The sequence below is a fragment of the Rhizobium sp. P38BS-XIX genome (assembly GCF_012641435.1).
Lineage (GTDB): Bacteria > Pseudomonadota > Alphaproteobacteria > Rhizobiales > Rhizobiaceae > Rhizobium.
On record NZ_JABAIJ010000006.1, the window covers coordinates 1 to 26,575 of the forward strand.

A 26,575-nucleotide genomic window follows, 5' to 3' on the forward strand; every position below is an offset into this window, starting at 1 on the left:
TTCCCACAATCCCAGGCACCTAAGCCCAGAACCACAAATCAGCATCGCAGCCAATCTAGGAAACACCAGAGCGAGAGACTTCGTCGCCAGCAGCGCCGCCGCCCTCGTCAGTGATCGGGCTTATAGACCCTACCCAACGAAGTAGTCAACAGCCCTGTTTTGAAAAAATCATAAAAATAGATAACTGATTGATTCTCATGAGAGAATTATGACGGGTATCGGGAAGGGACAAAATCGATGTCCAGACGAGGCGTATCGCTGCAGCGCCACGATCCGGAAGCCGTCAGATTGCCTCTATATAAGGCGAGATATGCAGAAATGCCGGGCGAATAACGAGAATAGAAGCCTGCGGAATGGGCAATCTCCTGGGGAACGGCGATCCGAATCGGCGAAAACAGCCCCCTTGATTTGACACTTCTGTCATAAATATGCACATCTTCGCCCCCAGCCTAAGGCTCGCATAAAGGAAAGCGGATCTCGATTGGCATGATGACGGACAAGATGATGCTCCGATCGCTCGGCAACGAGCCGCCAATCCTGGCCGACGGCCGGCGGGCTCCGGACCGCCGCGAGGTTTCGTTGCGCTGGCTTTCCGGAACCTTCCTTACCGGCGTCACCTCCAGCATATTGATGGGCGTCGCACTGTTTGCAGCGCTCGACGGCCGTCAGCAATTGGCCATCCCGGCCGAAGCCTACGCTACGACGGACAGCCACGACACCTCGGAAGACCAGGTCACGCGCGGCGGAAGACTGGTCGCGACCGCAATCGCCTCCAAGCCTTCCGATCGCAATGTCCTGGAAGTGTCGACCGTCGTGCGCGATGGCGACAAGGAAGTAGTTCGGCGCCAGCCGTTTGCGCATGTGAAGATCACGCTCGCCGCCAACCGGGTTGCCAGCGAGAGCTATCCGCCCTTCGATCCGCTTGCGATCTTCTCCGCCGACGAGAACATACCGCAGCCCGCCAACCGAACCGGAGCGATCTACGGGTCGGACGTTGAATCCGAAGTCAGCCTCAAGACCATATCCTTTCCGGCCAAGGACATCCCATTCCCGCTCGCCGGCTCGATGTCGCTTGAGGAGGTCGAAGAGAATGTGCGTTCCAATGGGTCTATTCTCGCCGATGGCAACACGCAGCTTTCCGCGCTCTATTATGTCGATCCCCGTCGCTTCGCCAATGACGATGCCGATGTCGATCTGACCGCCGGTCTTGCGGCGCGCGTCGTTGAGGAGAACATGTCGGTCTCCGCCCCGGAGGCCGTGACCGCGCAGACCGAAGAATTCGCCGACGATATCATTCCCATCCGCGAGAATATGCCGATCACCACGGCATTGACCAATGCCGGCTATCTGAAAGCCGACGCGGACGACATCACGGCAAAGATCCAGCCGGTCTTCGGCTCGTCCGATGTTTCCTCCGGCGACGTGCTTCGCATCGGCATCCTGCAAAAGGGCGAGCAGGCCAAGATCATTCGCGCCAGCATCTATCGCGGCACAACGCATCTGCTGACCATTGCACAGAACGACCATGGCGATTTCGTCTCGGGCAGCGCACCGCCGATGCTCGATGCCATCGCCACCGCCTTCGACAACGATGCTCCCGTGGCATCCGCCGGCCGCGATCTGCCGAGCGCCTACGACGGCATCTATCGCGGCGCGCTTTCCTACGGAATGAGCAAGGAGATGATTGCCCAGATCATCAAGCTGCTTGCCAGCAACGTCGATTTCCAAGCCCAGCTGAAGCCGACGGATTCCCTCGAAGCCTTTTTCTCCGTAACAGACGACAAGGGTCAGGCAACGGCCGACTCCGAGCTGCTTTACGTCAACGCCAAATTCGGCGACACCGTCACCCGCTTCTATCGCTTTGAAGATCCGACGGATCATTCGATCGATTACTTTGATGAGGCCGGCAAGAGCATCCGTCAATTCCTGCTGCGAAACCCCGTTCCGACGGGCATTTTCAAATCCGGCTTCGGCATGCGACGCCACCCCATTCTTGGCTTTGCCCGCATGCACACGGGCGTGGATTGGGCAGCCCCTCGCGGTACGCCAATCATCGCCGCCGGCAATGGCATCGTCGAAAAGGCGGGATGGGATTCCGGCGGTTTCGGCAACCAGACGCTCATCCGGCATGCCAACGGCTACGTTTCGTCCTATAACCACCAGAGCGCGATCGCCAAGGGTGTCGTGCCGGGCGCAAAGGTCGTTCAGGGGCAAGTCATCGGCTTCATCGGCTCGACAGGCCTCGCAACCGGACCGCATCTTCACTACGAGCTGATCGTCAACGGCACCAAGGTCGACCCGTTGCGCATTCGCCTTCCCGGCGGCAAGTCGCTGGAAGGCGATGCGCTCGCCAAATTCCAGGAAGAACGCAAACGCATCGATACTCTGCTGAGCGACGAAAAGACCAAACAGGTTGCCAGCAAATAGCGCCTCGCCGGCATAGGCTGGAACGGCGGACTATTTCGATACCTGCGACTTTGCCAGCCGAGCAACAAGTTCTTCAGCGATATCGTTAGCCGACGTCCGGAAGGTGTCGACGATGATGACGTCCCTGTCCCAGTCGTCAAACGTATGATTGATGATCTCATCCCATGTCGGATTGATATGCCCGTCTATGTCGACCTCGCGTGTTTCCGCACGACGCCGATGCTCGGCCGTATCGGAACAGAGAACGTTTATTTCGATCGCTGAAACCTCGACACCTTGCGCTACCTGACGCCAAGCCTCTCGCGTCACGGAAATGGGATTGACCGAATCCGCGATCACCACGCGCCCCAGCTTGAGATTATCCTGCGCAATACCATAGGCGATCATATACCCGGCAGCTCCGACATCCGCTTTCAACGTGCCGGAGTTCCGTAAAGCCTGCTCGATCGTATCGAGCCGAACATGCACACCGCCCAGACGCGCGGCCAGCGCACGGGCAAGCGTGGTTTTCCCGCTTCCCGGCAAACCACTCAAGATGACAAGCACAATCGCCTCCCCTTTTGCCGCGTCCAATCCAGCTTCACAGAGGCGGCTGCCCCCGGCAAGCCGGTTTTCGAATGGAAGCTCCAAACGTAAATGGCGGCCCGAAAGCCGCCATCTCCAGTTCATCTCGACATTCGAGCGACTTACGCCGCTTGTTCATTCACAGCTTGCCGCGAGCGGAACAGCAATCTGTCCGAACCGCTGGTGACCTTGACTGCCGATCCATCCGGAACCTGCCCTGAGAGAATCTGCTCTGCGAGCGGATCCTGGACATATTTCTGGATGACCCGCTTCAGCGGCCGTGCGCCGTAGACCGGATCGTACCCCTTGTTGGCGAGCCAATGGCGGGCATCCTCATCAAGCTCGAGCGTGATCTTACGCTCCGACAGCAGCTTCAGAAGCCGTTCCAGCTGGATATCGACGATCGCGCCCATCTCATCGCGCTTCAGGCGATGGAACAGGATGATCTCGTCGACACGGTTCAGGAATTCCGGCCGGAAATGCGACCGGACCACGTCCATGACCTGTTCGCGCACCAGATCGCTGTCATCACCGTCCTTGAGCTGGGTCAGATATTCGGCACCCAGGTTGGAGGTCATGATGATCATGGTGTTGCGGAAATCGACGGTGCGACCCTGCCCGTCCGTCAAACGTCCGTCATCCAGAACCTGGAGCAGGACGTTGAAGACATCGGGATGCGCCTTTTCGATCTCGTCGAACAGCACGACCTGATACGGCCGGCGGCGGACGGCTTCGGTGAGCGCACCGCCTTCCTCATAGCCGACATAGCCGGGAGGAGCACCGATCAGCCGGGCCACGGAGTGCTTCTCCATGTATTCCGACATGTCGATACGAACCATCGCGGTATCGTCGTCAAAAAGGAAGCGCGCAAGCGCCTTGGTCAACTCCGTCTTGCCGACGCCGGTCGGGCCGAGGAAGATGAACGAGCCAATCGGCCGGTTCGGATCCTGCAAACCGGCACGCGAACGGCGAACGGCACGGGAAACAGCCTGAACGGCGTCACCCTGACCGACGACCCACTTTGCCAGCTCGTCTTCCATCCGGAGCAGCTTGTCGCGCTCGCCTTCGAGCATCTTGTCCACGGGAATCCCGGTCCAACGGGACACGACCTGGGCGATGTTGTCAGCGGTGACGACCTCCTGCACCATGGAATCGCGGGCACTATCCTGCTCTTCCGCTGCGTGAAGGTCTTTCTCCAGATTGGGGATCACGCCGTAGGCAAGCTCGCCGGCACGCTGGAATTCACCCTTGCGCTGGGCAATGGCGAGTTCGTTGCGGGCATCGTCGAGCTGCTTTTTGAGGTCGGCAGCAAGGCCGAGCTTCTGCTTTTCGGCCTGCCAACGCGCCGTCAGCGCATCGGCTTCCTCTTCCAGAGAAGCAAGATCCGTTTCCAGCCGCTTCAGCCGGTCGGCGGAAGCCTGGTCGGTTTCCTTCTTCAGCGCTTCGCGCTCGATTTTCAGCTGGATGATGCGGCGATCGAGTTCGTCGAGCTCTTCCGGCTTGGAGTCCACCTGCATGCGCAGCCGCGCTGCGGCTTCGTCCATCAGGTCGATGGCCTTGTCGGGTAGGAAGCGATCGGTGATATAGCGGTTCGAAAGGGTTGCTGCAGCCACCAGCGCGGCATCGGCGATGCGCACCTTGTGATGCTGTTCGTACTTTTCCTTCAGACCGCGCAGAATCGAGATCGTGTCCTCGACCGTCGGCTCCTCGACCATGACGGGCTGGAAGCGACGGGCAAGAGCCGGATCCTTCTCGACGTGCTTGCGATATTCATCGAGCGTGGTCGCGCCGACGCAGTGCAATTCGCCACGAGCTAGCGCCGGCTTCAGGAGGTTGGACGCATCCATGGCGCCATCGGCCTTGCCGGCACCGACCAGCGTGTGCATCTCGTCGATGAACAGAATGATCTCGCCATTTTCCGACTGCACCTCGTTCAGAACGGCCTTGAGACGTTCTTCGAATTCGCCGCGGAACTTCGCACCGGCAATCAAGGCACCCATATCGAGCGCCATCAGCTTCTTGTCTTTCAGCGATTCCGGCACGTCACCATTCACGATGCGCAGCGCCAAGCCTTCGACGATGGCGGTCTTGCCGACGCCGGGCTCACCGATCAGCACAGGATTGTTCTTGGTGCGGCGGGACAGAACCTGGATCGTGCGGCGAATTTCATCGTCGCGCCCGATGACCGGGTCAAGCCTGCCTTCACGGGCCTCGGCGGTGAGATCGCGGGCATATTTCTTCAGGGAATCGAAACCCTGCTCCGCGTTGGCGGAGTCGGCCGTGCGGCCTTTGCGGATATCGTTGATGACCTGATTGAGGGCAACGGGCGTGACACCGGCCTTTTTCAGACTGGCCGAGGTCGAAGCTGTTGGCTCCATGGCCAAAGCCTGCAAAAGACGCTCGACGGTGACGAAACTGTCCCCGGCCTTCTTTGCGGCATCTTCAGCCGTAGCAAAAACCTTCGCAAGCGGCTGCGCGAGATAAACCTGTCCGTCACCGCCGGAAACCTTGGGCAGTTTGGCAAGGGCGGCATCATTGGCAAGCCGGGCGGCCTTGGCATCGCCACCGGCACGCTCAATCAACGAAGCGGCCATTCCCTGGTCGTCGTCAAGAAGTACCTTGAGCACATGTTCAGGCGTGAACTGCTGATTACCCTGCGCAAGCGCATTGGTCTGGGCGGATTGCAGGAAACCGCGTACCCGCTCGGAGTATTTTTCAATATTCATATTAGACCTCCATGAATCGCACTGCCCTAGCGGCACAGAACGATGTTTGAGATTGAGCCCCCTCAAAAGGCAGGCCCGGCTTTACCGTCATTGGGATTTACGGCGAAGCAGCTGAGCAGAATATGGGAGGAATGCCCGGCAGTTTAAAGGGTGGAAAAAGCGAAAACGAGAGGATTTTACACTGCCGAAACGGCCTCGTTGGCATCGCCGAAAATGCGGGTGCCAACGACTTCATATGAGCCTTGGGGATAGACGGGCATCTTCAGAACCACGCCATAAAAGCCGAAACGGCAGCGCTTTCGCGCTGCCGTTCACAATGCTTATCAATCGCACCTCTCAAGGAGGCGTGAAATTATTCCGAAGCGGCGTCCGCCAAAGCCGGAGCTTCGCCCGATGCTGCCTCGCCTTCGCCCTCGCCTTCGGCGCCTGCAGCGCTGCGGCGCGGCTGACGACGCGGGCGGCTGCCGCCAGCATTGCGGCGGCGCGGCTGGCGTTCTGTCGCGGCAGCTGGCGTTTCTTCTTCGATGGCGACTTCCGCGGGGATGCCTTCGATCACAGGCTGCGGGCCAGTGCCGTCGATGACTTCCGGCTCGGGAGCAGCGGCTGCTACCGGGGCCGGAGCGGGCTGCTGACGGGCCGGAGCCTGTGTCATCTGCGGCTGGTCGTCCATCTCGTTGGCATCGATATCGTCGATGTCACGGTCGCCTGCATCGCGTTCGTTGTAGTTATGATGATCGTCGCGCTGATAGCGCTCCTGCATCTGCGCCTGGGCGCTGGCAATGATCCGATTGTAGTGTTCGGCATGCTGCAGGTAGTTTTCTGCCATGACACGGTCGCCGGAGCTCTGTGCATCGCGGGCCAAAGCCGAATATTTTTCGGCGATATGCTGGGCGGTTCCGCGAATCTTCACATCTGGACCGGAGCTGTCGTAGGTCCTGGTCAGCGGGTTGGAGCCCTTGCGGTTGAAATTGTTGTTGTTGTTATTTCCGCCGCCACCGCCGCCGTTGTTGTTACCACGCCCCCGACCGCGCTTGTTCTGCTGTCCTGGCCTCATAGATCCTTCACCTGAATTCTCTTCGTTGGGATAAAAATCATACACGACACCTGCCGCCGCGGTTCGGAACCTTCCGAACCAGGGCCTGCGTGCCGCAAGCAAACTGCGCTTTAGCGCTGGTCTGCCGCTCGACTACGTCAGATTAACTGATCACGCATTGGGTTATCTTCAACCTTTGACACTCTTACCAAAGAGCGGATCCCCGAGGCTGTCCAAGACAGGCGAATCGTCTCGCCTATTCCCAGCCGCCCAACGCGTGAGCGCAACCTATATCGCTTCCTCAGGAAATCCAAGCTTTTTCTTCGCGATAACAACAGTGGTTCCACAAATCCGCAGCAAGATGTCGCGTTAATGTTGAAATTCAAACACTAGTACCCGGTCGTTCTGGCCGTAGTCACGAACCGCCTCGACTAGGAGAAATCCTGCTCCTTCAAAAACCGAAGTCACCATTTCACGCTGATCGTAACCGATCTCTACTCCTACTATGCCATCGGGATGTAGAAACCGCGCCGCGTCTTTCGCGATCGCTCTATATGCATCCAGCCCATCAAGGCCACCGTCAAGGGCCGCGGGAGGATCGAAATCCTTTACTTCTGGAGCGAGAGTGGAAATGACACTGGAGGCAATATAGGGCGGATTTGAGACAATCACATGAAATCGTTCGTGGACGGCGTCAAACCAGCTTCCATGCGCAGTCTTGAACCGCGCCGCCAAGCCATTCCGCTCCGCGTTGCCACGTGCGGTCTCCAGCGCCTCGCTGGAGATGTCGGAACCGACGCCCGTCGCTTGCGGACATTCATGAAGCAGAGCCAAACAAATAGCCCCGGTTCCGGTTCCCATATCCAGTATGTGGACACTCCCCTTCTGCGATTCAAGGCGCCGGACATGCGCAAGCATCGTATCGACAAGAATTTCCGTATCGGGGCGAGGCTCCAGCGTGGCCGCCGAAAGCCGCAACGGCAGTCCGTAAAATTCGCGCTCGCCGAGAATGCGGTAAACCGGTTCGTGGTTCAGACGACGCTCGATGGCCTTCCGTGCCGCACTCACATCGTCCGCAGATACGGCTTGCGGACCGCGCGTCACCAGCTCGGTCGAAGAGAAATGCAGCAGGCCGCCGACGAGAATACGCGCCTCTGTGGCGGGATCGTCGAGATCGGCCTCGGCAAAACGGGCCCGCACTTCCTGCAGGAGCCCGGCTACGGTCGACCCCTGCCCGCCACTCATGCCTGTTCGCCAAGCTGAGCGAGCTGGCTCGCTTGGTAATCCGCCAGAAGCGCATCGACGACTTCGTCGATCTCGCCGATCATCATTCGGTCAAGCTTGTAGAGCGTCAGATTGATACGGTGGTCAGTGACCCGGCCCTGCGGAAAGTTGTAGGTTCGGATGCGTTCCGACCGGTCCCCCGAGCCAACCTGGCTCTTGCGATCGGCCGAGCGCTCGCTGTCGGCGCGTTGACGCTCCATATCGAACAGACGCGAGCGCAGAACCTGCATCGCCTTGGCCCGGTTCTGGTGCTGCGACTTCTCCGAACTCGTTACCACGATCCCCGAGGGAAGATGTGTGATGCGCACCGCCGAGTCCGTCGTGTTGACGTGCTGGCCGCCGGCGCCGGAGGACCGCATCGTATCGATGCGGATATCCTCGGCACGAATTTCGATATCGATTTCCTCGGCCTCGGGCAACACGGCGACAGTTGCCGCCGATGTATGGATGCGGCCGCCCGCCTCGGTTTCCGGCACGCGCTGCACCCGATGAACGCCGGATTCGAATTTCAGCCGCGAGAACACGCCCTTGCCGCTGATGGTGGCGATGATTTCCTTGAACCCACCCGCTTCGCCTTCGCTCGATGAGAGAACCTCGACCTTCCAGCCGTTGTTTGCGGCAAAGCGCTCATACATGCGGAAGAGATCGCCGCCGAAAAGCGCCGCCTCGGAACCGCCGGTGCCGGCGCGAATTTCAAGAATGGCGCTCTTTTCGTCTGCCGAATCCTTCGGCAGCAACAGGATCTGAATCTCCTGCTCGAGCGCTTCGATACGCTCCTTGACGTCAGGCAGCTCCATCTCCGCGAGATCGCGCATCTCGCGATCGACGGATTTGTCTGAAAGCATCGTCTCCAGATCGGCGGCCTCGGTCATGGCGCGTTCGTAATCGCGGATCTTCGTGACGACGGGCTGCAACTCGGAATATTCGGAAGCAAGCTTCACATAGACATCGGCCGCCGGCCCGGCGGACATGCGCGCCTCGATTTCGCCGAAGCGGCGCTCCAGTTCGCGCATTTTTTCAATGGGAAGCTTCGCCACCCTGAACTCCAATTCTTCTTATTATGTCTGCTGTGATGTTGTGCGCATGATCTTGTCCGGAAACCGTTTGGTGTCTTTGTGGATCAGGCACGCTAGAGCGGAATATTGTGACTCTTGGCAAAATCGGCAAGGATATCGCGCATCGATGTCGTCGGCTGCGTGTCGTTCAGCGCCGTTTCCATGATATCGGACAGAGCCTTGAGATCGAGCCCGAGAAGCATGGCCTTGACCGGTCCGATCGAGGCCGGCGACATCGACACCGAACGGAAGCCAAGTCCGAGCAGCGCCATTGCCGAGATCGTCTTGCCGGCCAGCTCGCCGCACAAGGTCACCGGCGTCTTGTTGCGCTCGCCGGCCCGCACGATATCCCGAAGAATACGCAGGAACGGTCGGTCGAGCGGATCGAAGCGATCCGCGACGCGCGCATTGCCGCGATCGACGGCCATCGAAAACTGGAACAGATCGTTGGAACCGACCGAGACGAAATCGACCTCGGCCATCAGCTCGTCCAGCTGCCACAACAACGCCGGCACTTCGAGCATCGCTCCGAATTGCAGCTTGCGCGGCAGGCTGTGGCCAAAGCGCGAGAGGTGCTGAACTTCCTTTTGCAGGAGTTCGCGCACCGCCCTGATTTCGGACACTTCCGTCACCATCGGCACCATCATCTTCAGCTCGCCATCGGCCGCAGCCTTCAGCATGGCGCGCAGTTGCGTGCGCAGCAGGCCCGGCCGGTCGAGCGAAAGACGAATGGCGCGCCAGCCAAGCGCCGGGTTCTCTTCCTCATGCGCCCTGAAATACGGAACGACCTTGTCGCCGCCGATATCGAGCGTCCTGAAGGTGACGACACGCCCGTTCGCCTGCTTCAAGACATTGCGGTAGAAGGCTTCCTGTTCGGCAGCCTTCGGCATGGTCGAGGCGATCATGAATTGCAGTTCGGTACGGAAAAGACCGATGCCTTCAGCGCCGGATTCGGCAAGCTGCGGCAGATCGACCAACAGGCCGGCATTCATCTGCAATGAAATGCGCTGCCCGTCCTTGGTGACCGACTCGACCGAGCGCAAGGCACGGAACTGCTCCTGACGGCGAGCACGGAAACGCACCTTTTCTTCATAGGAGCGCTGATGATCGGCCATTGGCCGCAGGTGCACGTGACCGCCATCGCCATCAATGATGACCGGATCGCCATTTTCGGCAAGCGCTACGATCCCCGTTGCCTGGCCGATAACCGGAATACCCATGGCACGCGCGACGATCACCACATGGCTTGTGACCGCACCCTCTTCGAGCACCAGGCCACGAATATTGGCGCGCGGGTAATCAAGCAGTTCGGCTGCGCCCATGGCGCGCGCAAAGATGATCGCATCGCTCGGAAAGCTGTCGGCGCTGGTGCGACCGGAATAACCGATCAACTGGCGCAGCAACCGGTTCGCCAGATCCTCGAAATCATGCATGCGCTCGCGCAGATAGGGATCGGTCAGGCGCATCATCCGCGCCTTGGTATCGCTCTGCACTTTTTCGACGGCGGCTTCAGCCGTCAGGCCGTTGCGCACGGCCTCTTCGAGCTTACGCACCCAGCCCTGGTCGTGCGCGAACATGCGGTAGGTTTCCAGCACCTCGCGATGCTCGCCTTCCATGGACACGTCGCGACGCGACAGCATGTCGTCGATCGAAATGCGCAGCGAGCCGAGCGCCTGTGCCAAGCGGCCGATTTCCTTGTCGGCATCCTCGTTCAGGAGGTTGGTGACGACGATGCGCGGCTCATGCAGCACGACATAGCCAAGGCCGATGCCTTCATTGTAGCTGTCGCCGTCGATCGTGACCGAGCGGGTGAGATCGAGCTCGAGGCCCGGCTTGGTAATCTTTTTGAGTTCGCCTGTGGCGATCATCTCGGCCAGCACCATCGCCGTCGTTTCGAGCGCTTCCAGCTCTTCTTCGCGATAGTTGCGACTCGCCTTGTTCTGCACGACGAGAACGCCGAGCGAACGGCCGGTGCGCAGGATCGGCACGCCGAGGAAGGAATGGTAGATCTCTTCGCCGGTTTCCGGCAGATAGCGGAAGGCGGGATGCGATTGCGCGTCCGATAGATTGAGCGGCTGGGCGGAGGCCGCGATCGTGCCGACGAGGCCCTGTCCCATCTTCAATTGCGATAGGTGGACGGCTTCCTTGTTCAGGCCTTCGGTCGCGTAGAGCTCAAGCACGCCGTCGGCGCGCAGCACATAGACCGAACACACTTCGGCGACCATGTTGCCGGCGATCTGACGGACGATCCGGTCAAGACGCTCCTGCGGCTCCAGCGGCTCCGCCATCAATTCGCGTAGCCGCTTGAGCAGAACGCGTGGACCGCCGGATAGGTCTCTCATTGCGTCTCTAGCTCCCGAATCAAGATATCATGCCATTCTTGCCCACGTCAGGGCCGGCCGAAACTCGCCTCCGTCACGGTCCGTCGTCAGCAGTCCAGAATCAACTCTTATCCAGACCGTAGCAGGAATGCAAAGTCCTGACTGCGAGTTCCGCGTACGGACCGTCGATCAGGATGGAAATCTTGATTTCTGACGTCGTAATAGCCTTGATGTTGATGCCTTTTTCGGCAAGTGCCCGGAAAGCGGTCGCGGCCACGCCTGCATGCGAGCGCATGCCGATGCCGATAACCGAAACCTTGACCAGACCTGATTCGTTTTGGATCACGTCGTAGCCGATGGTTTCCTTGTTCTCGCCGAGAACGCGAAGCGCCTTTTCGACATCGCCCGAAGGAACCGTGAAGGTCATGTCAGTCTTCGAGCCGTCCTCGGAAATATTCTGGACGATCATGTCGACATTGATGTGGTTTTCAGCCAGCGGCCCGAAGATCGCGGCGGAAACGCCCGGCCGGTCGGCAAGACGGCGCAGCGAGATCTGGGCCTCATCCTTGGCATAGGCAATGCCGGTGACTACTTCCTGTTCCACGATTTCTTCCTCGTCACAAATCAGCGTTCCGGGCGGGTTAAGCAGATTGCCCATGCCCGGAGCATCGGGATCCTCGAAAGACGAGCGCACGAAGGTGCGGACCTTGAATACCATGGCCAGCTCGACCGAGCGTACCTGCAGCACCTTGGCGCCGAGGGAGGCCATTTCGAGCATTTCCTCGAAGGCGATCTTCTTCAGGCGGCGTGCCTTCGGCTCGATGCGCGGATCGGTGGTGTAGACGCCGTCGACATCGGTGTAGATATCGCAGCGATCGGCCTTCACGGCCGCGGCGATCGCCACCGCCGATGTATCGGAGCCACCGCGACCCAGCGTCGAGATGCGATTGTCGGGACCCAGTCCCTGGAAGCCGGCGACCACAGCCACCTGGCCCTCTCCCATGCGGCGGATCATCTCGCCGCCGTCAATTTCGAGAATGCGGGCAGCACCATGCGCGTTGTCGGTGCGGATCGGAATCTGCCAACCCTGCCATGAGCGGGCGTTGATACCCATCGCCTGCAGCGCGATCGCCAGCAGGCCCGAGGTTACCTGCTCACCGGAGGCAACGATCGCGTCATACTCGCGCGCGTCGTAGATCGAGTGTTCGGCACCGGCGACTTTCGGCATGTTCTGGACCCAGCCGACCAGTTCGTTGGTCTTGCCGGACATGGCGGAAACGACGACCGCAACCTCGTGGCCGGCATCGACTTCACGTTTCACATGGCGTGCGACATTCTTGATACGGTCCAGATCCGCGACGGAGGTCCCGCCGAATTTCATCACGATGCGTGCCATGTGCCTCTACCAGTACCCAGCGCCAGGCGGCCGAAATGCGATAAGCCCGGCATGCAAAATCGCCCTTCCGGTTCGATAGCCGGAAAAGCGTGATCTCAATGGGGGCGTCTCTTAGCGAGTTTGGCAGGCGGGTGCAATAGCATCCCATGCCCGGGCAGACTAAAACTTTCTTTTAATAGTCAACTTTTAAGCTCGACCAGAGCTTGTCGATAATGGCCCCGTCCTTGGGAATATTCTCCTTGTTGGCGAAGGTGGCGACGAGCACGCCGCCATCCGGACGCCCGGTCGCGACGATCTCATAGTCCATGACATCGTTGGGTGTCGTCGTCTCCGCCTTCACGCCATTCAGAACTTTGCCGTCGGCAAGCGTTCGCTGCGCCGTCTCCTTCGTCATCTTGGCGCCAGCATTGAGGCTCTCCTGCACCATCTGCTGCAAGACGAAGTCCGTTATGCTGGAGGGATTAAGACCCTTGTATTCCTGGACGATAAGACCGGTTCCGATCGGTGTTATCAGCGCATATTGCTGCACGCCGCCACCAAGATCGGTCTTGGCGACTGCAAAATTGCCGTCATGGTCGAAGGAAAATTTGCCGCCGCTGAATGTCACGGTTTCGCTGCGCTGCAGCTCCACAGAGACCTTTCGCCCGTCCTTCAAAGTCACATCAAGGCTATCCCCGGGGTTGATGCCGACCTCGACGCCATCGACCTTCAGGCGAAAGCCCTTTCCATCTCCAGCATAGGCTTGGCCGACCGCAAGACAGACGATGGCAACCGCTGATACAACACGAAATGGTCTCATCAAGAACTCCTCCCCATACCGAAGACCGGCGCGCGATCCAGGCTCTGAAACTCCGATTGAAAGCCGCAGCGATTGATTGCCATGAGACCGTTCCTTGTCAACCTTAGACTGTCTGCCGCTGACGCTATCGCAAGGGCGTGACGATGCGGTGACCTGGCGGCCCTTGACATCGGCTCCCGATCGTCCGACTTCACAGGAGACGAAACCTTGCCTCGCGATCATGCGAGCGGATCGCACAGTGCAGACCAAGGAGTGAGCCATGACCGAAACGGCGAAAACCACGATCGACCAGAGCGAAGTGGATCGTTTCTCCGCCATGGCGGCGGAGTGGTGGAGCCCGACCGGCAAGTTCAAACCGCTGCACAAGTTCAATCCGGTGCGTCTTGCCTATATTCGTGACCGCGCCTGCGAGAATTTCGGCCGTGATCTGAAAAGCAGCCGGCCGCTGGAAGGCCTGCGTGTGCTCGATATCGGCTGCGGCGGCGGCCTGTTGTCGGAGCCGGTGGCCCGCATGGGCGCCAGCGTCGTCGGCGCCGACCCATCGGAAAAGAACATCGGCATCGCGTCGACCCATGCGAACGCCTCGGGCGTTCCCGTCGATTATCGCGCCGTTACCGCCGAGCAGTTGGCCGAAGCCGGCGAAACCTTCGACATCGTGCTCAACATGGAAGTGGTCGAGCATGTTGCCGATGTCGAATTCTTCCTGTCCACGTGTTCAAAGATGGTGCGACCCGGCGGTCTGATGTTCGTTGCGACCATCAACCGAACGATGAAGGCGGCCGCGCTCGCCATCTTTGCCGCCGAAAATGTTTTGCGCTGGCTGCCGCGCGGCACCCATCAATATGAAAAGCTCGTGCGCCCGGAAGAGATCGAAAAGCCGCTTACGGCCGATGGTCTGGAAATCATCACGCGCACCGGCGTCTTCTACTCGCCTCTGCAGGATCGCTGGAACCTGTCGAAGGATATGGACGTGAATTACATGCTCCTGGCGAAGCGACCGAACCTGAGCTGAGGCCGGCATGACGCGTAGCGCATGCTAGACCTTCAAGGTCAGAACATGCGCCATCAGTTCGCGTTGCCCCGCGGTGTTGAATGCGGCGATCTGCTTCACGCGACTGCGATCGATTTCGGCAGGCTCGCCGTTAGGCCGATAGGGTTGCTTGAAGGTGAAAGCGGCCGCGCCGGGGCCGTGATCGTGAAGGCGCTCCAAGCGCTCGACGCCATCCTTCCATTTGGGAACAAGCCCGGCATCCACCCACCAGAGCACCAGCGGCGGCCAGACCTGCCTGACATTCCAGTGACGCGCATGTTTCAAGGCGTCGGCGTGAACACCGCTATAGCTGAACGCCATCAGCGACTCGATATCGGTCCAGAGCGACAGTGACGATGGTGCCGTCTTAAAACCGCTGCCGTCCATAAAACGCGGAAAGACCTGTGTGCCCCAGCAGTCAGGGCCCGGCTCACCGGCATAGCCCGAGCGCCCGACGAAACCCTGGGCACGGGCGGCCGCCTCGAAATTTGCCGCCTCCCGCAGCCGAAACCCTTCGACGGCGGGACTGTCATAGGCAGCGACATGCAGCCCGAAATTATACATCGCAAGATGCCAGTCGGCGTGCGCCGGCATCAGTTCACGTCGTCTGGAAGCACGGGAATGGCAGCGATCTCGATGCCCTCATCGACAAGAGCCTGAGCCTCGTCCGGCGTCGCCTTGCCGATGATCCCACGCGCATCCGCTTCGCCGTAATGGATCTTGCGGGCCTCTTCGGGAAATTTCGCACCGACATCCTCGGCATTCGCCTTGATGGCCTCGACGGCTTCCTTGAGTTTGGTCATCGCTTCCTTGCGCGCCGTGTTCATGGCAAGCGTCTGCATCTCATCTTTCTTGCGTGCCGTAGACACCGAAGGCGCCATCAGAAGTTTGGAAATCGCAGCCGAATTGCAGACGGGACAGGTCAGAAATCCGCTCGCGACTTGGCGATCGAAATCGGCGCTTTCGGAAAACCAGCCCTCAAACTCGTGGGCATTGTCACAGCTGAGCGAATAGCGGATCAAGCAGCGACGCCTCCAGACGTCGGCGTCGCGATCTTCTCCAGCGAAAATTCGCGCGCATTCTTCAGGTTCGGTATTTTGTCATGGGCGGATTTTACCGCGGCCACGTCGATTTCGGCGATGACGACGGCCTCGCCTGTGCCGCCGGCGGATGCGAGCACCTTGCCCCAGGGATCGATGATCATCGAATGGCCAAAGGTTTCGCGACCGTCCTCATGCTTGCCGGCCTGTGCGGCGGCAATGACGAACATGCCGTTTTCGATGGCGCGGGCACGCAACAGGATTTCCCAATGCGCCTCGCCCGTCTGTTTGGTGAAGGCGGCAGGCACCGTCATGACCTCGGCGCCGGCCACGGCCTGGGCGCGGAAAAGCTGCGGAAAGCGCACGTCGTAGCAGATGGAGAAACCGAGCTCCGCAAAAGGCAGCGATACGATCCGCGCTTCCGATCCGGGCCGGTAGACGGCGCTTTCACGCCAGCTCTCGCCATTGTCGAGATCGACATCGAACATGTGGATCTTGTCGTAGCGGTTGATGAGCTTGCCGTCGGGGCCGAAGAGAAAGCCGCGATTGGCGATCTTGCCGTCATCGAGCGCAATGGCGGTCGAGCCGATGTGGACATATATGCCGAGCTCTTTCGCGAGCTCGGACGCCGTCTTGACGATGGTATCGTTCGGCTCGTCACGCAGCACAGCGCGCAGCCCGGGGCGATCTTTCTGGACCGCACCGGTCATCTCCGGCGTCTGCACGTACACCGCGCCCTTGGACGCGGCGTCACGCACCAGGCGCGCCATGTCAGCCGCGTTCTTCACCGGATCGACACCGGAACACATCTGGATGGCAGCGGCCTTGAAGCTCATCGCAGTCTCCTTCGTTCAAGACAAATCAGGCGTTCAAGACAAATCAGGCGGCCAGCATCGGGTCGAGCTTGCCGGCCCGATCAAGCGCATGGATGTCATCGCAACCGCCGACATGCTCGCCATTGATGAAGATCTGCGGAAAGGTCGCACGGCCGTTTGCCTTGGCGATCATCTCCTGCCGTGCCTCGGGAGAATAGGTGGCATTATGCTCGACGTAAGCGACGCCCTTGGAATCGAGCAGGGATTTCGCGCGGGCGCAGTAGCCGCAGAATTCGCGGGTATAAATAACGACGGATGCCATGATCCACTCCGGAAAAGCTTAGATTGTCTGTCATATAAGATGGCCGACGACCCTTGCAAAGGTCAAAACCGTCACATCGGCCGCCCCCGCCTTTTTCAGCGCCCGCGTGGCAGCCGCGACCGTCGCACCGGTCGTATAGACATCATCGACAAGCACGATGCGGCGGCCGAACACATCCGCCGCCCGATGTTCGGAAAGTGCGAAGGCTCCGCGCACATTATCCTGGCGCGCCTTTGCACCGAGGCCGACCTGCTGGCTGGTACGCTTGACGCGCAACAGGGTCGCAGCCAGCAGCGGCTTGCCGGAAAGCCTCGAAAGATGACGGGCAAGCTCGGCGGCCTGATTATACTTGCGAGAAAACAGGCGCGTCCGATGCAACGGCACGGGGATGATCGCATCACAGGCCGCAACGGTGCCATCGCTCGCACGCAGCATCCAGCTGGCCATCATCGGCGCCAGATCGGTGCGATCGCGATATTTGAGGCTGAGGACGAGATCCCGCACGATGCCGTCATGCACGGCAGCGGAGCGCAAGCGGTCGAAGACGGGCGGATCGGCGATAGCTTCGGCACTGAGGATTCCCGCGCCGAGATCATGAGAAAAAGGGCTGCCCAGAACCTCGCAATAGGGCCGCTCTATGAAACGGATGCGTGACCAGCACGAGGGGCAAAGCCCTCGATGCGCACCGACGGAAACCCCGCAGCCCGAACAGGCAGGCGGGTAAATGAGATCAGCCAAAGCAATCCAGGGCCTGATTAGCCCAGATCGCACCCGTGACAACGTGATTTCGCGCCCCAGCATCCCCATATGATTGACACTAGCTTTTTCCCGCAGGCTTTGCGAAGGAAAACACGCGTGCCCGGCACGCCCGCCGAAATGTTGATATTGCAGGAAACGCCATGGAAATCGTGTTCGACCAATCGCTGCTCGCAGCCCGCAAGCGCCGGGCACTGAGACAGGGAGACGAGAAGGCGGCGTTTCTGCTCGATATCGCCGCCGAAGAACTGGCCGAGCGTCTGGCCGTTACCGAACGTCACTTCGACGAGGCTGTCGAACTTCATGGCGTCACCGGCATCGCCGCCCGCATGGCTCTGGCGACCGGCAAGATCGGCCATCTCAGTCGGGTCGAAACTGAAGCGGGCTTTGCCGCACCCGGAGAGACCGTCATTGCCGCGCCGCTGGAGGAATTGCCGCTGCAGGCGGAGTCGGTCAATCTCGTACTCTCGCCGCTCAGCCTGCATGTTACCAACGACACACCGGGTGTCTTCATTCAGATCCGCCGCGCACTCAAAGCCGATGGACTTTTCCTTGCCGCAATCCCCGGTCTCGGAACCTTGCAGGAACTGCGTGACGTGCTTTTGGCCACCGAAGTCGAATTGACGGGCGGCGCCAGTCCGCGCGTCATCCCCTTTGCCGACGTCCGCGATGTCGGCGGGCTGCTGCAGCGCGCCGGCTTCACCCTGCCGGTCATCGATGCCGAGACCTACACGGTCCGCTATGACAGCCTGTTTGCCCTGATGCGCGACCTGCGCGCCATGGGCATGACCAATCCGCTGGCCGACCGCAGCCGCAAGCCGCTGACACGCGCCTTCTTCCTTCGCGCAGCCGAAATTTACGCCGAGCGCTATTCCGATCCGGACGGGCGCATCCGCGCGACGTTCTCAATTATCTATGTCTCGGGCTGGACGCCGCATGAAAGCCAGCAGAAGCCGCTGCGCCCAGGCTCCGCCAAGGCGCGCCTGGCCGATGCGCTCAAGGTCGAAGAGCACAAGCTGAAGCAATAGCCGCCAATCAGAAGAAAAGGGCCGCCGACGGCGACCTCAATTGCCTGAGCCGGAGGAATTTTGCATCTGGCTGGACACGGTATTGAGGGTGCGCGACAGGCTCCCGCCAAAAGCGCCAACGCCGCTGATGATCGCAGCCGACATAAGGGCGGCAATCAGCCCATACTCGATTACCGTGGCGCCGGTCTTGTCATTGAAAAAACGCCGTATGGAACGCATACGCTCAAAGCTCCAAGCATTGGACAACAAGTGAATCCGATGCTCGTCATGGCATCCGCAGACCCCGATGCTCATCATTGCATCGGTAGACTATGCTCATGCAACTTTCAGCAGCCGCTATCGGCGCCATAACCCTGAACGATGCAAACCGAGCCCGGCTCGTTCTGCAGCACGCTGCGGCGGATCGTGTAACGCTTGCCGTTTTCGGTCTGGGGGATTGACCCCGTGGTGATCGTATCAAGATCCGGCGCGCTTGCAAGCACGCGCTGCTTGGATTTGTCCGATAGCATCGGCGTCAGGATAAGCGAAAGCGCGACCGCCGCCGTACCGAACAGCAGAGCGATATTCAACGCGCCCGTCTTGCGCGACGTGGAATAGGACTGCTCTTTCTCCTGAACAGCTTTCCAGAAATCGTCGTCCATTATTTCAAGCCTTCTTTAACGCACCCAACAACCCGCTTGATTGAGAGAATTGAATGCCAGAAGGTCATAAACGATCCCTTAATATCCACATGCAAACTAAAGAGACGTAAAATTCCGGGACAGCAGTCGAATCAGACTATAGAACTGATTTTAAATGACTAATTTTCATTAACCATAATTGCGATGTATTGGCTTAACGCATTTCGAACCGTAACGGCGTAAACCCGAAATGGGTCCGCCCCGCTACAGGACAGCAAATTCGCTCCTCGAAAGCAAGCAATGCCAGAAAAATTCTTCAATACACCAAATAATGGAGACCAACACTTGCGCGCCATGATATAACGCCTAGGGTATATCTTGTTATCTTGAGTTGCGGGGGAATTTAAACGTGGCAGGTCTGCTCAAGGTGGTTGGCGGCTTGGTGGTTGGTCTTGCGATCCTGTTCGGGATCGCGATGTTGTTTTTCGGAAGTGCAGGCGGCGTAGCGGCAGGGCTGGTCGTTGCCCTTTCCTACGCGTTTAGCGGCGCCATGATTTTTGCCTTTGGCCTGATGCTCGAACATCTGGAAGCAATTCGCAGCGAATGTAACAGGCAATCCTACATGCTGAAGGATCTACTCCGCAGAATGCCGAAAGCGGATGCGTCCACCAAGGAGTCCGGCGTCTCCCACCTCGATCAGCTCGCCAAGCCGAATTTCAATTTCAAGGATGTCTAGACACGTCGCGACGCCACCCAATGGCAGCGCCAACCAAGCCCTTGCCACAAAAAATTAAAGCAAATCCTGCAGGAAAGGGATCAGCGGCTCGTCGGCCGGCGGCATGGGATAATCGCGCAGCGCCTGTGGCCGCACCCATTTCAATGCCTGCCCTTCCCGGCCGTGCGGAATACCCTCGAACCGACGGCAAATATACAGCGGCATGAGCAGATGGAATGTTTCATAGGTGTGGCTGGCAAAGGTCAAAGGCGCAAGGCAAGCGATCTTCGTCTGGATGCCAAGCTCTTCATCAAGCTCGCGCACCAGCGTCTCCTCCGGCGTTTCGCCGGCCTCGACCTTGCCGCCGGGAAACTCCCAGAGACCGGCAAGCGACTTGCCTTCGGGGCGCTGCGCCAAAAGAATGCGACCATCGGTATCGATGAGCGCACAGGCGGCAACGAGAACGATCTTGCGGCCTGCCTCGCTCATGCTTTCACCGAAGCTTGCCAGTAACAATAGCGATAGGCTTCGCGGAAGCCGAAGCGGGCATAGAGCGTCAGGGCCGGCGCATTGTCGGCGCTGACCTGGAGCCACGCGGTCTTGGCGCTGCGCATGCGCGCCCAGCGGAGTGCCGACGTCAGGATCTCGACGCCGAGGCCCTTGCGGCGATGCTGCGCCGATACGGCAACCGACATGACGCCGGCGAGATCGTTGTCCTGAACGCAAAGCGTCGTCGCCAGCGGCCCGGCCTCGGCATCCTCGATGACGAAAAGGCCGGATGGCGGCTTGATACCACTCACCACTTCCGCAAGCGCCGGCTTCAGCGACGGATCGGCCTCGTCAACGACAAGACTTGCATCAACGAAGCGCCCGACATCGTGGCTCGGCAGGTGGTCCAGCGTATCGGGCAGCTCGAGATCGACGAGATCGGCGGTCATGACGATCGTCTCGTCGAACCGCTTCCAGCCGCGCTCGCGCAGAAGGTCGATGAGCATCGGCGACGCCAGCGGCGTCTCGCGCACGACCATCGGCCGGCCATAGGCTTCGAACTTACGCTGCGCCTTGGTCAGGCGAATTTCGAGATCGCGGTGATCGGAAGGATCGAGCGGAACGACCGAGTTCAGCCGCTTCGACGGGTGGCCGGCCGTGAGCCGCACCTGCCAGCTGCCATCATATTGCACCGACGAGGCAGGCCAGGCCCGGAAGCCGACGGCTTCGAGCCTGCGCACCAAGGGCAGCTTGTTTATCGTGGACTGCGCATGCATCAGTTGGATATCAGCTCCGGTAGTCGCCATTGATGGCAACATATTCCTTGGTGAGGTCGCAGGTCCAGACCGTTGCGCGGCCATTGCCGAGGCCGAGATCGACCTTCACCGGAATATCCTGCTGCTTCATGACGTTGGAGGCGGCTTCCTCGGAATAGGAAGCGTCGCGCTCGCCATTGACGGCAACGCGGACATCGCCGAACCAGATGGCGAGCTTGTCGCGATCAGCCATTTCGCCAGCCTTGCCGACGGCCATGACAACGCGGCCCCAGTTGGCATCCTCACCGGCAGCCGCTGTTTTGACCAACGGCGAATTGGCGATTGAAAGCGCGATGCGCTTGGCAGCCTCGTCGCTTTCCGCACCCGTCACGGTGATTTCGAGCATCTTGGTGGCGCCCTCGCCATCGCGAACGACCTGAATGGCGAGATCCTTCAGCAGTTCGTTGAGCGCTGCGCGGAAAGCCGCAAGCTTCGGATCGTCCGCACGATCGATATGCGCTTGTCCGTCGGCAGCAGCAGCGCCCGTCGCAAACAGCATCAGCGTGTCCGACGTGGATGTGTCGCTGTCAACGGTCATGGAGTTGAAGCTCGGGCCAACGCCATCGGACAACAGTGATTGCAGGGCGGCAGACGAGATATCGGCATCCGTGACGACGAAGGAAAGCATCGTCGCCATGTCGGGCGCGATCATGCCCGCGCCCTTGGCGATGCCGTTGATGGTCACTTTGACGCCTCCGATCTCGGCGGTGCGGGTCGCGACCTTCGGATAGGTATCCGTGGTCATGATCGCCTTGGCGGCCTCGAACCAGAAATCGTCGACTGCATCCTTGGCCATCGTGTCGAGCACGCCGGCAAACTTGGTGGCGTCAAGCGGCTCGCCGATGACACCGGTCGAGGCGAGATAGACTTCGTTCTCGCCGCAGCCGACGGCAGCCGCCGCGGACTTGGCCGTCAGTTCCGTCGCCTGGCGTCCCTTCAGACCGGTGAAGGCATTGGCATTGCCGGAATTGACCACGACGGCGCGCGCGCTGCCATGTGCAAGATTCTTACGGCAGAAATCGACGGGAGCCGAAGGGCACTTCGAGCGTGTGAACACGCCAGCCACAGCGGCCGGCTTATCGAAAACCATCAACAGGACATCGGTCCGGTTCTTGTACTTGATACCGGCGGACGCCGTGGTCATGCGCACTCCGCGAAGGGCAGGCATGGACACAAAGGATTTGGGAGCGAGCGGAGAAACGGAACCGGACATGAGACCCACCTAGACGAGCATGATGCCGAAAAGTCTAGGCGGTTTTCGGATCACATCATGCTCTGCTTTTCAATTCTGGAGCGGATTCGGATTTTACGTCGTGTCGACCCAAAATCATCCGGCTCCAGTGAAAGGCCCGGAAAACCCGGGCCCTGATTGTTTCACTGCTGTCTATTACTGCTGCGGTTGCGCGTCGGGCGCTGCCGCACCGTCGGCAGGAGCAATGGCGTCATCAGCCGGTGCCGCATCCTGCTGCTTCTGCGCATCGTCATAAGCCTTGCTGAGCGCCGGATCGTTGATCACGACCTTGGTGTCGGTCTTGGCCTTGTTCAGAAGCTCAAGATACTTGTCGCGCATGACGAGCTGACGAACCTGATCCTTGACCTGTTCGAACGGCGGAGGAGGAGCATTACGCTTGTCTTCAACCTTGATGACGTGCCAGCCGAAATCGGTCTTGACCGGGGTCTTCGTGTAGGTACCGACCGGAAGAGCGAAAGCCGCGTCTTCGAATTCCTTGACCATGCGGCCATGGCCGAAATAGCCGAGATCGCCGCCGTCAGCCTTGTTCGGGTCGGTCGACTTTTCCTTGGCGAGTTCGGCGAAATCCTTGCCGGCGTCGAGTTCCTTGATGATCGCCTTGGCTTCGTCCTCGGTCTTGACGAGGATGTGGCGGGCGTGAACTTCTTCCTGCTTCGGCAGGGCTGCGACTTCCTTGTCGTAGCGAGCCTTGACTTCGTCGTCCTTGATGGAGTCAGCCACGTGAGCCTTGAAGTAGGCATTGTGGAGCTCGCGGTCACGCAGGTAAGCCATATGAGCCTGGAAGTCCGGCGTCTGGTCGAGCTTCTCGGCCGCAGCCTTCTGCGACAGGAGCTTCACGTCGACCGAAGCGGAAAGCGCGGCAACCTTCTTCTGGTCGTCCGGGAGCTGGCCGAGCTGCGGATCGAGGTTGGCGATCGCCAGATCGAGTTCGGACTGGTGAATCTCGACATCGCCGACCTTGGCGACTACGGGGTCCTTGGCATCGGCCGCAAAGACCGGAGCCTGGAAGGTAACGATTGTTGCGAAAGCAACCGCAGCAAGTTTGTTATACTTCAACATAAAATAACCCTTCGGTGATCTCGACCGGCTCGATAGATCTGAATCCGGCGTAAAAAAGCCTTCAGCAGGAGAATGTGGCCTTTGTGTATCGGCCAAATCCCGTTGACATCAATCGACCCCCCTCTTATCTGTCACGCAACCTCGCGTCCAGAACAGTTTCCGGCCGTTTTGCGCTATACTCCCGTTTTTTTCGGGATTGGATCAAGCAACGAACGGCGGGATGAAATCTCAGAAAGGACCAGTCACATGGTCAGCCTAGGTGGAATTGCCCGCAAGTTGTTCGGCTCGTCCAACGACCGCCGGGTCAAATCGTTCCAGCCGCAAGTAGCCGCAGTCAATGCGCTCGAGCAACAGATGCGTGCGCTGTCCGATGAAGCTCTGGCCGCAAAGACGGTTGAGTTCCGCCAGCAGCTCGCGGATGGCAAAACGCTGGATGACATCCTTGTCCCGGCCTTTGCCGTTGCCCGCGAAGCGTCGCGCCGTGTTCTTGGCATGCGACCTTTTGACGTACAGCTGATCGGCGGCATGATCCTTCATTCCAATGCCATCGCCGAAATGAAGACGGGTGAAGGCAAGACGCTCGTCGGAACGCTGCCGGTCTATCTGAACGCGCTGGCCGGCAAGGGCGTTCACGTCGTCACCGTCAACGACTACCTGGCGCAGCGCGACAGCGCCACCATGGGTCGCCTCTACAATTTCCTCGGCCTGACGACGGGCGTAATCATCCATGGCCTGTCCGACGAAGAAAGACGCGACGCTTACGCCTGCGATATCACCTACGGCACCAACAACGAACTCGGCTTCGATTACCTGCGCGACAATATGAAATATGACCGCGCGCAAATGGTCCAGCGCGGACACAGCTTTGCCATCGTCGACGAAGTGGACTCGATCCTCGTCGACGAAGCGCGCACGCCGTTGATCATTTCCGGGCCGCTCGATGACCGCTCCGATCTTTACATCACGATCGACGCCTTCATTCCCCGTCTGTCCAAGGACGACTACGAAATCGACGAAAAGCAGCGCTCGGCCAACTTCTCCGAAGACGGCACCGAGAAGCTGGAAAACATGTTGAACGAAGCCGGTTTGCTGAAAGGTGAATCGCTCTACGACATCGAAAACGTCGCGATCGTTCACCACATCAACAACGCCCTCAAGGCCCACAAGCTCTTCCAGCGCGACAAGGATTACATCGTCCGCAACGGTGAAGTCGTCATCATCGACGAATTCACCGGCCGCATGATGCCGGGCCGTCGCTACTCCGATGGCCAGCACCAGGCTCTGGAAGCCAAGGAGCGCGTACAGATCCAGCCTGAAAACCAGACGCTGGCGCAGATCACCTTCCAGAACTACTTCCGCATGTACGGCAAGCTCGCCGGCATGACCGGTACCGCATCGACGGAAGCCGAAGAATTCGGCAACATCTATGGCCTCGACGTCGTCGAAGTCCCGACCAACCTGCCGATTCAGCGTATCGACGAGGACGACGAGGTCTATCGTACGCACGAAGAGAAGTACAAGGCGATCATTGCCGAGATTCTGGAGGCGCATAAGCGCGATCAGCCTGTTCTCGTCGGAACCACGTCGATCGAAAAGTCGGAACTTCTTGCCGATCTCATGCGCAAGCAGGGCTTCAACAACTTCCAGGTTCTGAACGCCCGCTACCACGAGCAGGAAGCCTATATCGTCGCTCAGGCCGGCGTTCCCGGCGCGGTAACGATCGCCACCAACATGGCCGGTCGCGGCACGGATATTCAGCTCGGCGGCAACCTCGAAATGCGCGTCGAGCGCGATCTGCACGAGGTCGAGCCCGGCCCGGAACGGGATGCCGCAATCGCCCGCATCGCTGAAGAGATCAAGGGGCTCAAGCAGCGATCCATCGCTGCCGGCGGTCTCTACGTCATCGCATCCGAACGCCATGAAAGCCGCCGTATCGACAACCAGCTGCGCGGTCGTTCCGGCCGTCAGGGCGATCCCGGCCGTTCGAAGTTCTTCCTGTCGCTTCAGGATGATCTGATGCGCATCTTCGGCTCCGACCGTATGGACGGCATGCTGCAGAAGCTTGGCCTGAAGGAAGGCGAAGCGATCGTTCATCCCTGGATCAACAAGGCGGTGGAACGCGCGCAGAAGAAGGTCGAAGCACGCAACTTCGATATCCGCAAGAACGTTCTGAAATATGACGACGTCTTGAACGACCAGCGTAAAGTGATCTTCGATCAGCGCGTCGAATTGATGGAATCACCCGATCTGTCGGAATTCGTCGGCGACATGCGCCACGATGTCATTGAAGATCTCGTTTCCAGGCATATTCCCGAGCGGGCCTATGCCGAACAATGGGATGCCAATGGCCTGAAGACGGGCGTCGAAAACTTCTTCGATCTCGACTTGCCGGTGCACGACTGGATCAAGGAAGAAGGCATCGCCGAAGACGATATTCGCGCTCGCCTGACCGAGGCGGCCGAAAAGGCCGCCGCCGAAAAGGCCGAACGCTTCGGCCCCGAGATCATGACCTATGTCGAGCGCTCCATCGTGCTGCAGACGCTGGATAACCTCTGGCGCGAACACATCGTCAATCTCGACCACCTGCGTTCCGTGATCGGCTTCCGCGGCTACGCCCAGCGCGACCCGCTGCAGGAATACAAGGCTGAAGCTTTCGAGCTGTTCCAGTCCCTGTTGAACAACCTGCGTCAGGCCGTCACCGCGCAGCTGTCGCGCGTCGAGCTCGTACAGCAGCCGGCTGAACCCGAAACCCCGCCGATGCAGGGACGCCATATCGACGCGACGACCGGCGAAGACGAATTTGCCCCGCTCAACTTGGCAACCGAAAGCTTCGTTCCTCCGGAGAACCGCGACCCGAACAATCCGGCAACCTGGGGTCGCGTCGGCCGAAACGAAGCCTGCCCCTGCGGTTCCGGCAAGAAATACAAGCATTGCCACGGCGCCTTCGAAAGCACCGAGGTCGTCTGACCCTTCGATTTTTCCGAGAAATCAAAAAGATGCCGCCTTCCGGGCGGCATTTTTCTTTTCCC

24 protein-coding genes are annotated in these 26,575 nt (G+C 59.6%); 5 read left to right on the forward strand and 19 right to left on the reverse strand.

Translation table 11 applies throughout. The annotated features are described in order from the left end of the window. The first annotated feature begins 486 nt into the window (after positions 1–486). Positions 487–2,427 carry a peptidoglycan DD-metalloendopeptidase family protein gene (locus HGP17_RS19425; RefSeq protein WP_168812006.1) on the forward strand — a complete coding sequence of 647 codons (1,941 nt, stop codon included), beginning with the start codon at positions 487–489 and terminating at the stop codon, positions 2,425–2,427. A 30-nt stretch (positions 2,428–2,457) separates the two neighbouring features. Here HGP17_RS19425 and HGP17_RS19430 read toward each other — a convergent pair whose 3' ends face one another. The 8 genes from HGP17_RS19430 to HGP17_RS19465 form a co-directional block, all read right to left on the reverse strand. After that, entirely contained in the window at positions 2,458–2,973 is a 516-nt protein-coding gene (locus HGP17_RS19430) for an AAA family ATPase (RefSeq protein ID WP_168812008.1), read from the reverse strand. 140 nt (positions 2,974–3,113) lie between these two features. Beyond that, positions 3,114–5,717: an ATP-dependent chaperone ClpB gene (clpB, locus tag HGP17_RS19435; RefSeq protein WP_168812010.1), complete on the reverse strand. Its 2,604-nt coding sequence runs from the start codon at positions 5,715–5,717 to the stop codon at positions 3,114–3,116. Positions 5,718–6,069: 352 nt separating this feature from the next. Continuing rightward, positions 6,070–6,771, reverse strand: a complete 702-nt coding sequence (locus HGP17_RS19440) for a DUF4167 domain-containing protein (protein WP_168812011.1) — start codon at positions 6,769–6,771, stop codon at positions 6,070–6,072. 348 nt (positions 6,772–7,119) lie between these two features. Further along, positions 7,120–7,995: a peptide chain release factor N(5)-glutamine methyltransferase gene (gene prmC / locus HGP17_RS19445; RefSeq protein WP_168812013.1), complete on the reverse strand. Its 876-nt coding sequence runs from the start codon at positions 7,993–7,995 to the stop codon at positions 7,120–7,122. Then, positions 7,992–9,071, reverse strand: coding sequence for a peptide chain release factor 1 (gene prfA / locus HGP17_RS19450; protein ID WP_168812015.1), 1,080 nt, complete (start codon positions 9,069–9,071; stop codon positions 7,992–7,994). Before prfA ends, prmC begins: the two co-directional genes overlap by 4 nt. Positions 9,072–9,163: 92 nt before the next feature. Then, complete coding sequence (gene ptsP, locus HGP17_RS19455) at positions 9,164–11,431, reverse strand: phosphoenolpyruvate--protein phosphotransferase (RefSeq protein WP_168812017.1); 2,268 nt, start codon at positions 11,429–11,431, stop codon at positions 9,164–9,166. Between the two features lie 100 nt (positions 11,432–11,531). After that, complete coding sequence (locus HGP17_RS19460) at positions 11,532–12,806, reverse strand: aspartate kinase (protein ID WP_168812019.1); 1,275 nt, start codon at positions 12,804–12,806, stop codon at positions 11,532–11,534. 172 nt (positions 12,807–12,978) lie between these two features. Further along, on the reverse strand, positions 12,979–13,605 hold the full coding sequence (locus HGP17_RS19465) for a hypothetical protein (RefSeq protein ID WP_168812021.1): 627 nt from the start codon (positions 13,603–13,605) through the stop codon (positions 12,979–12,981). A 259-nt stretch (positions 13,606–13,864) separates the two neighbouring features. Here HGP17_RS19465 and ubiG point away from each other — a divergent pair, with 259 nt between their 5' ends. Continuing rightward, positions 13,865–14,617, forward strand: coding sequence for a bifunctional 2-polyprenyl-6-hydroxyphenol methylase/3-demethylubiquinol 3-O-methyltransferase UbiG (gene ubiG, locus HGP17_RS19470; RefSeq protein WP_168812022.1), 753 nt, complete (start codon positions 13,865–13,867; stop codon positions 14,615–14,617). A 24-nt stretch (positions 14,618–14,641) separates the two neighbouring features. Here the strand turns inward: ubiG and HGP17_RS19475 are convergent, their stop codons facing one another. The 5 genes from HGP17_RS19475 to HGP17_RS19495 are packed head-to-tail and all read right to left on the reverse strand — an operon-like array spanning position 14,642 to position 17,619. Next, positions 14,642–15,229: a DUF3291 domain-containing protein gene (locus tag HGP17_RS19475; RefSeq protein WP_168812024.1), complete on the reverse strand. Its 588-nt coding sequence runs from the start codon at positions 15,227–15,229 to the stop codon at positions 14,642–14,644. Next, positions 15,229–15,657, reverse strand: a complete 429-nt coding sequence (locus HGP17_RS19480; protein ID WP_168812026.1) for a DUF1178 family protein — start codon at positions 15,655–15,657, stop codon at positions 15,229–15,231. Before HGP17_RS19480 ends, HGP17_RS19475 begins: the two co-directional genes overlap by 1 nt. Then, positions 15,654–16,511 (reverse strand): carbon-nitrogen hydrolase family protein, encoded by an 858-nt coding sequence (locus HGP17_RS19485; RefSeq protein ID WP_168812028.1) that lies wholly within the window; start codon positions 16,509–16,511, stop codon positions 15,654–15,656. The genes HGP17_RS19480 and HGP17_RS19485 overlap by 4 nt, the downstream gene beginning before the upstream one ends. Before the next feature lie 43 nt (positions 16,512–16,554). Further along, entirely contained in the window at positions 16,555–16,812 is a 258-nt protein-coding gene (gene grxC, locus HGP17_RS19490; protein WP_168812030.1) for a glutaredoxin 3, read from the reverse strand. Positions 16,813–16,842: 30 nt separating this feature from the next. Beyond that, entirely contained in the window at positions 16,843–17,619 is a 777-nt protein-coding gene (locus HGP17_RS19495; RefSeq protein WP_168812032.1) for a ComF family protein, read from the reverse strand. 92 nt (positions 17,620–17,711) lie between these two features. Between HGP17_RS19495 and HGP17_RS19500 the strand changes: the two genes are divergently transcribed. Further along, complete coding sequence (locus HGP17_RS19500; RefSeq protein ID WP_168812034.1) at positions 17,712–18,596, forward strand: methyltransferase domain-containing protein; 885 nt, start codon at positions 17,712–17,714, stop codon at positions 18,594–18,596. Positions 18,597–18,632: 36 nt separating this feature from the next. Here HGP17_RS19500 and HGP17_RS19505 read toward each other — a convergent pair whose 3' ends face one another. Both HGP17_RS19505 and HGP17_RS19510 read right to left on the reverse strand, forming a co-directional pair. Beyond that, positions 18,633–18,815: a Flp family type IVb pilin gene (locus HGP17_RS19505; RefSeq protein ID WP_168812035.1), complete on the reverse strand. Its 183-nt coding sequence runs from the start codon at positions 18,813–18,815 to the stop codon at positions 18,633–18,635. Positions 18,816–18,922: 107 nt separating this feature from the next. Next, complete coding sequence (locus HGP17_RS19510) at positions 18,923–19,237, reverse strand: hypothetical protein (RefSeq protein ID WP_168812037.1); 315 nt, start codon at positions 19,235–19,237, stop codon at positions 18,923–18,925. 388 nt (positions 19,238–19,625) lie between these two features. Between HGP17_RS19510 and HGP17_RS19515 the strand changes: the two genes are divergently transcribed. Further along, on the forward strand, positions 19,626–19,952 hold the full coding sequence (locus HGP17_RS19515) for a hypothetical protein (RefSeq protein WP_168812039.1): 327 nt from the start codon (positions 19,626–19,628) through the stop codon (positions 19,950–19,952). 54 nt (positions 19,953–20,006) lie between these two features. Here the strand turns inward: HGP17_RS19515 and mutT are convergent, their stop codons facing one another. The 4 genes from mutT to HGP17_RS19535 all read right to left on the reverse strand — a co-directional run bounded on the left by mutT (position 20,007) and on the right by HGP17_RS19535 (position 23,546). Next, positions 20,007–20,420 (reverse strand): 8-oxo-dGTP diphosphatase MutT, encoded by a 414-nt coding sequence (mutT, locus tag HGP17_RS19520; protein ID WP_168812041.1) that lies wholly within the window; start codon positions 20,418–20,420, stop codon positions 20,007–20,009. Beyond that, on the reverse strand, positions 20,417–21,226 hold the full coding sequence (locus tag HGP17_RS19525) for a GNAT family N-acetyltransferase (RefSeq protein ID WP_168812043.1): 810 nt from the start codon (positions 21,224–21,226) through the stop codon (positions 20,417–20,419). The genes mutT and HGP17_RS19525 overlap by 4 nt, the downstream gene beginning before the upstream one ends. Beyond that, on the reverse strand, positions 21,207–22,448 hold the full coding sequence (gene argJ, locus HGP17_RS19530) for a bifunctional glutamate N-acetyltransferase/amino-acid acetyltransferase ArgJ (RefSeq protein ID WP_168812045.1): 1,242 nt from the start codon (positions 22,446–22,448) through the stop codon (positions 21,207–21,209). The genes HGP17_RS19525 and argJ overlap by 20 nt, the downstream gene beginning before the upstream one ends. A gap of 174 nt (positions 22,449–22,622) precedes the next feature. Next, positions 22,623–23,546, reverse strand: coding sequence for a peptidylprolyl isomerase (locus HGP17_RS19535; RefSeq protein ID WP_168812047.1), 924 nt, complete (start codon positions 23,544–23,546; stop codon positions 22,623–22,625). Positions 23,547–23,792: 246 nt separating this feature from the next. Here HGP17_RS19535 and secA point away from each other — a divergent pair, with 246 nt between their 5' ends. After that, entirely contained in the window at positions 23,793–26,513 is a 2,721-nt protein-coding gene (gene secA / locus HGP17_RS19540) for a preprotein translocase subunit SecA (protein ID WP_168812049.1), read from the forward strand. The last annotated feature ends 62 nt before the right edge of the window (positions 26,514–26,575 follow it).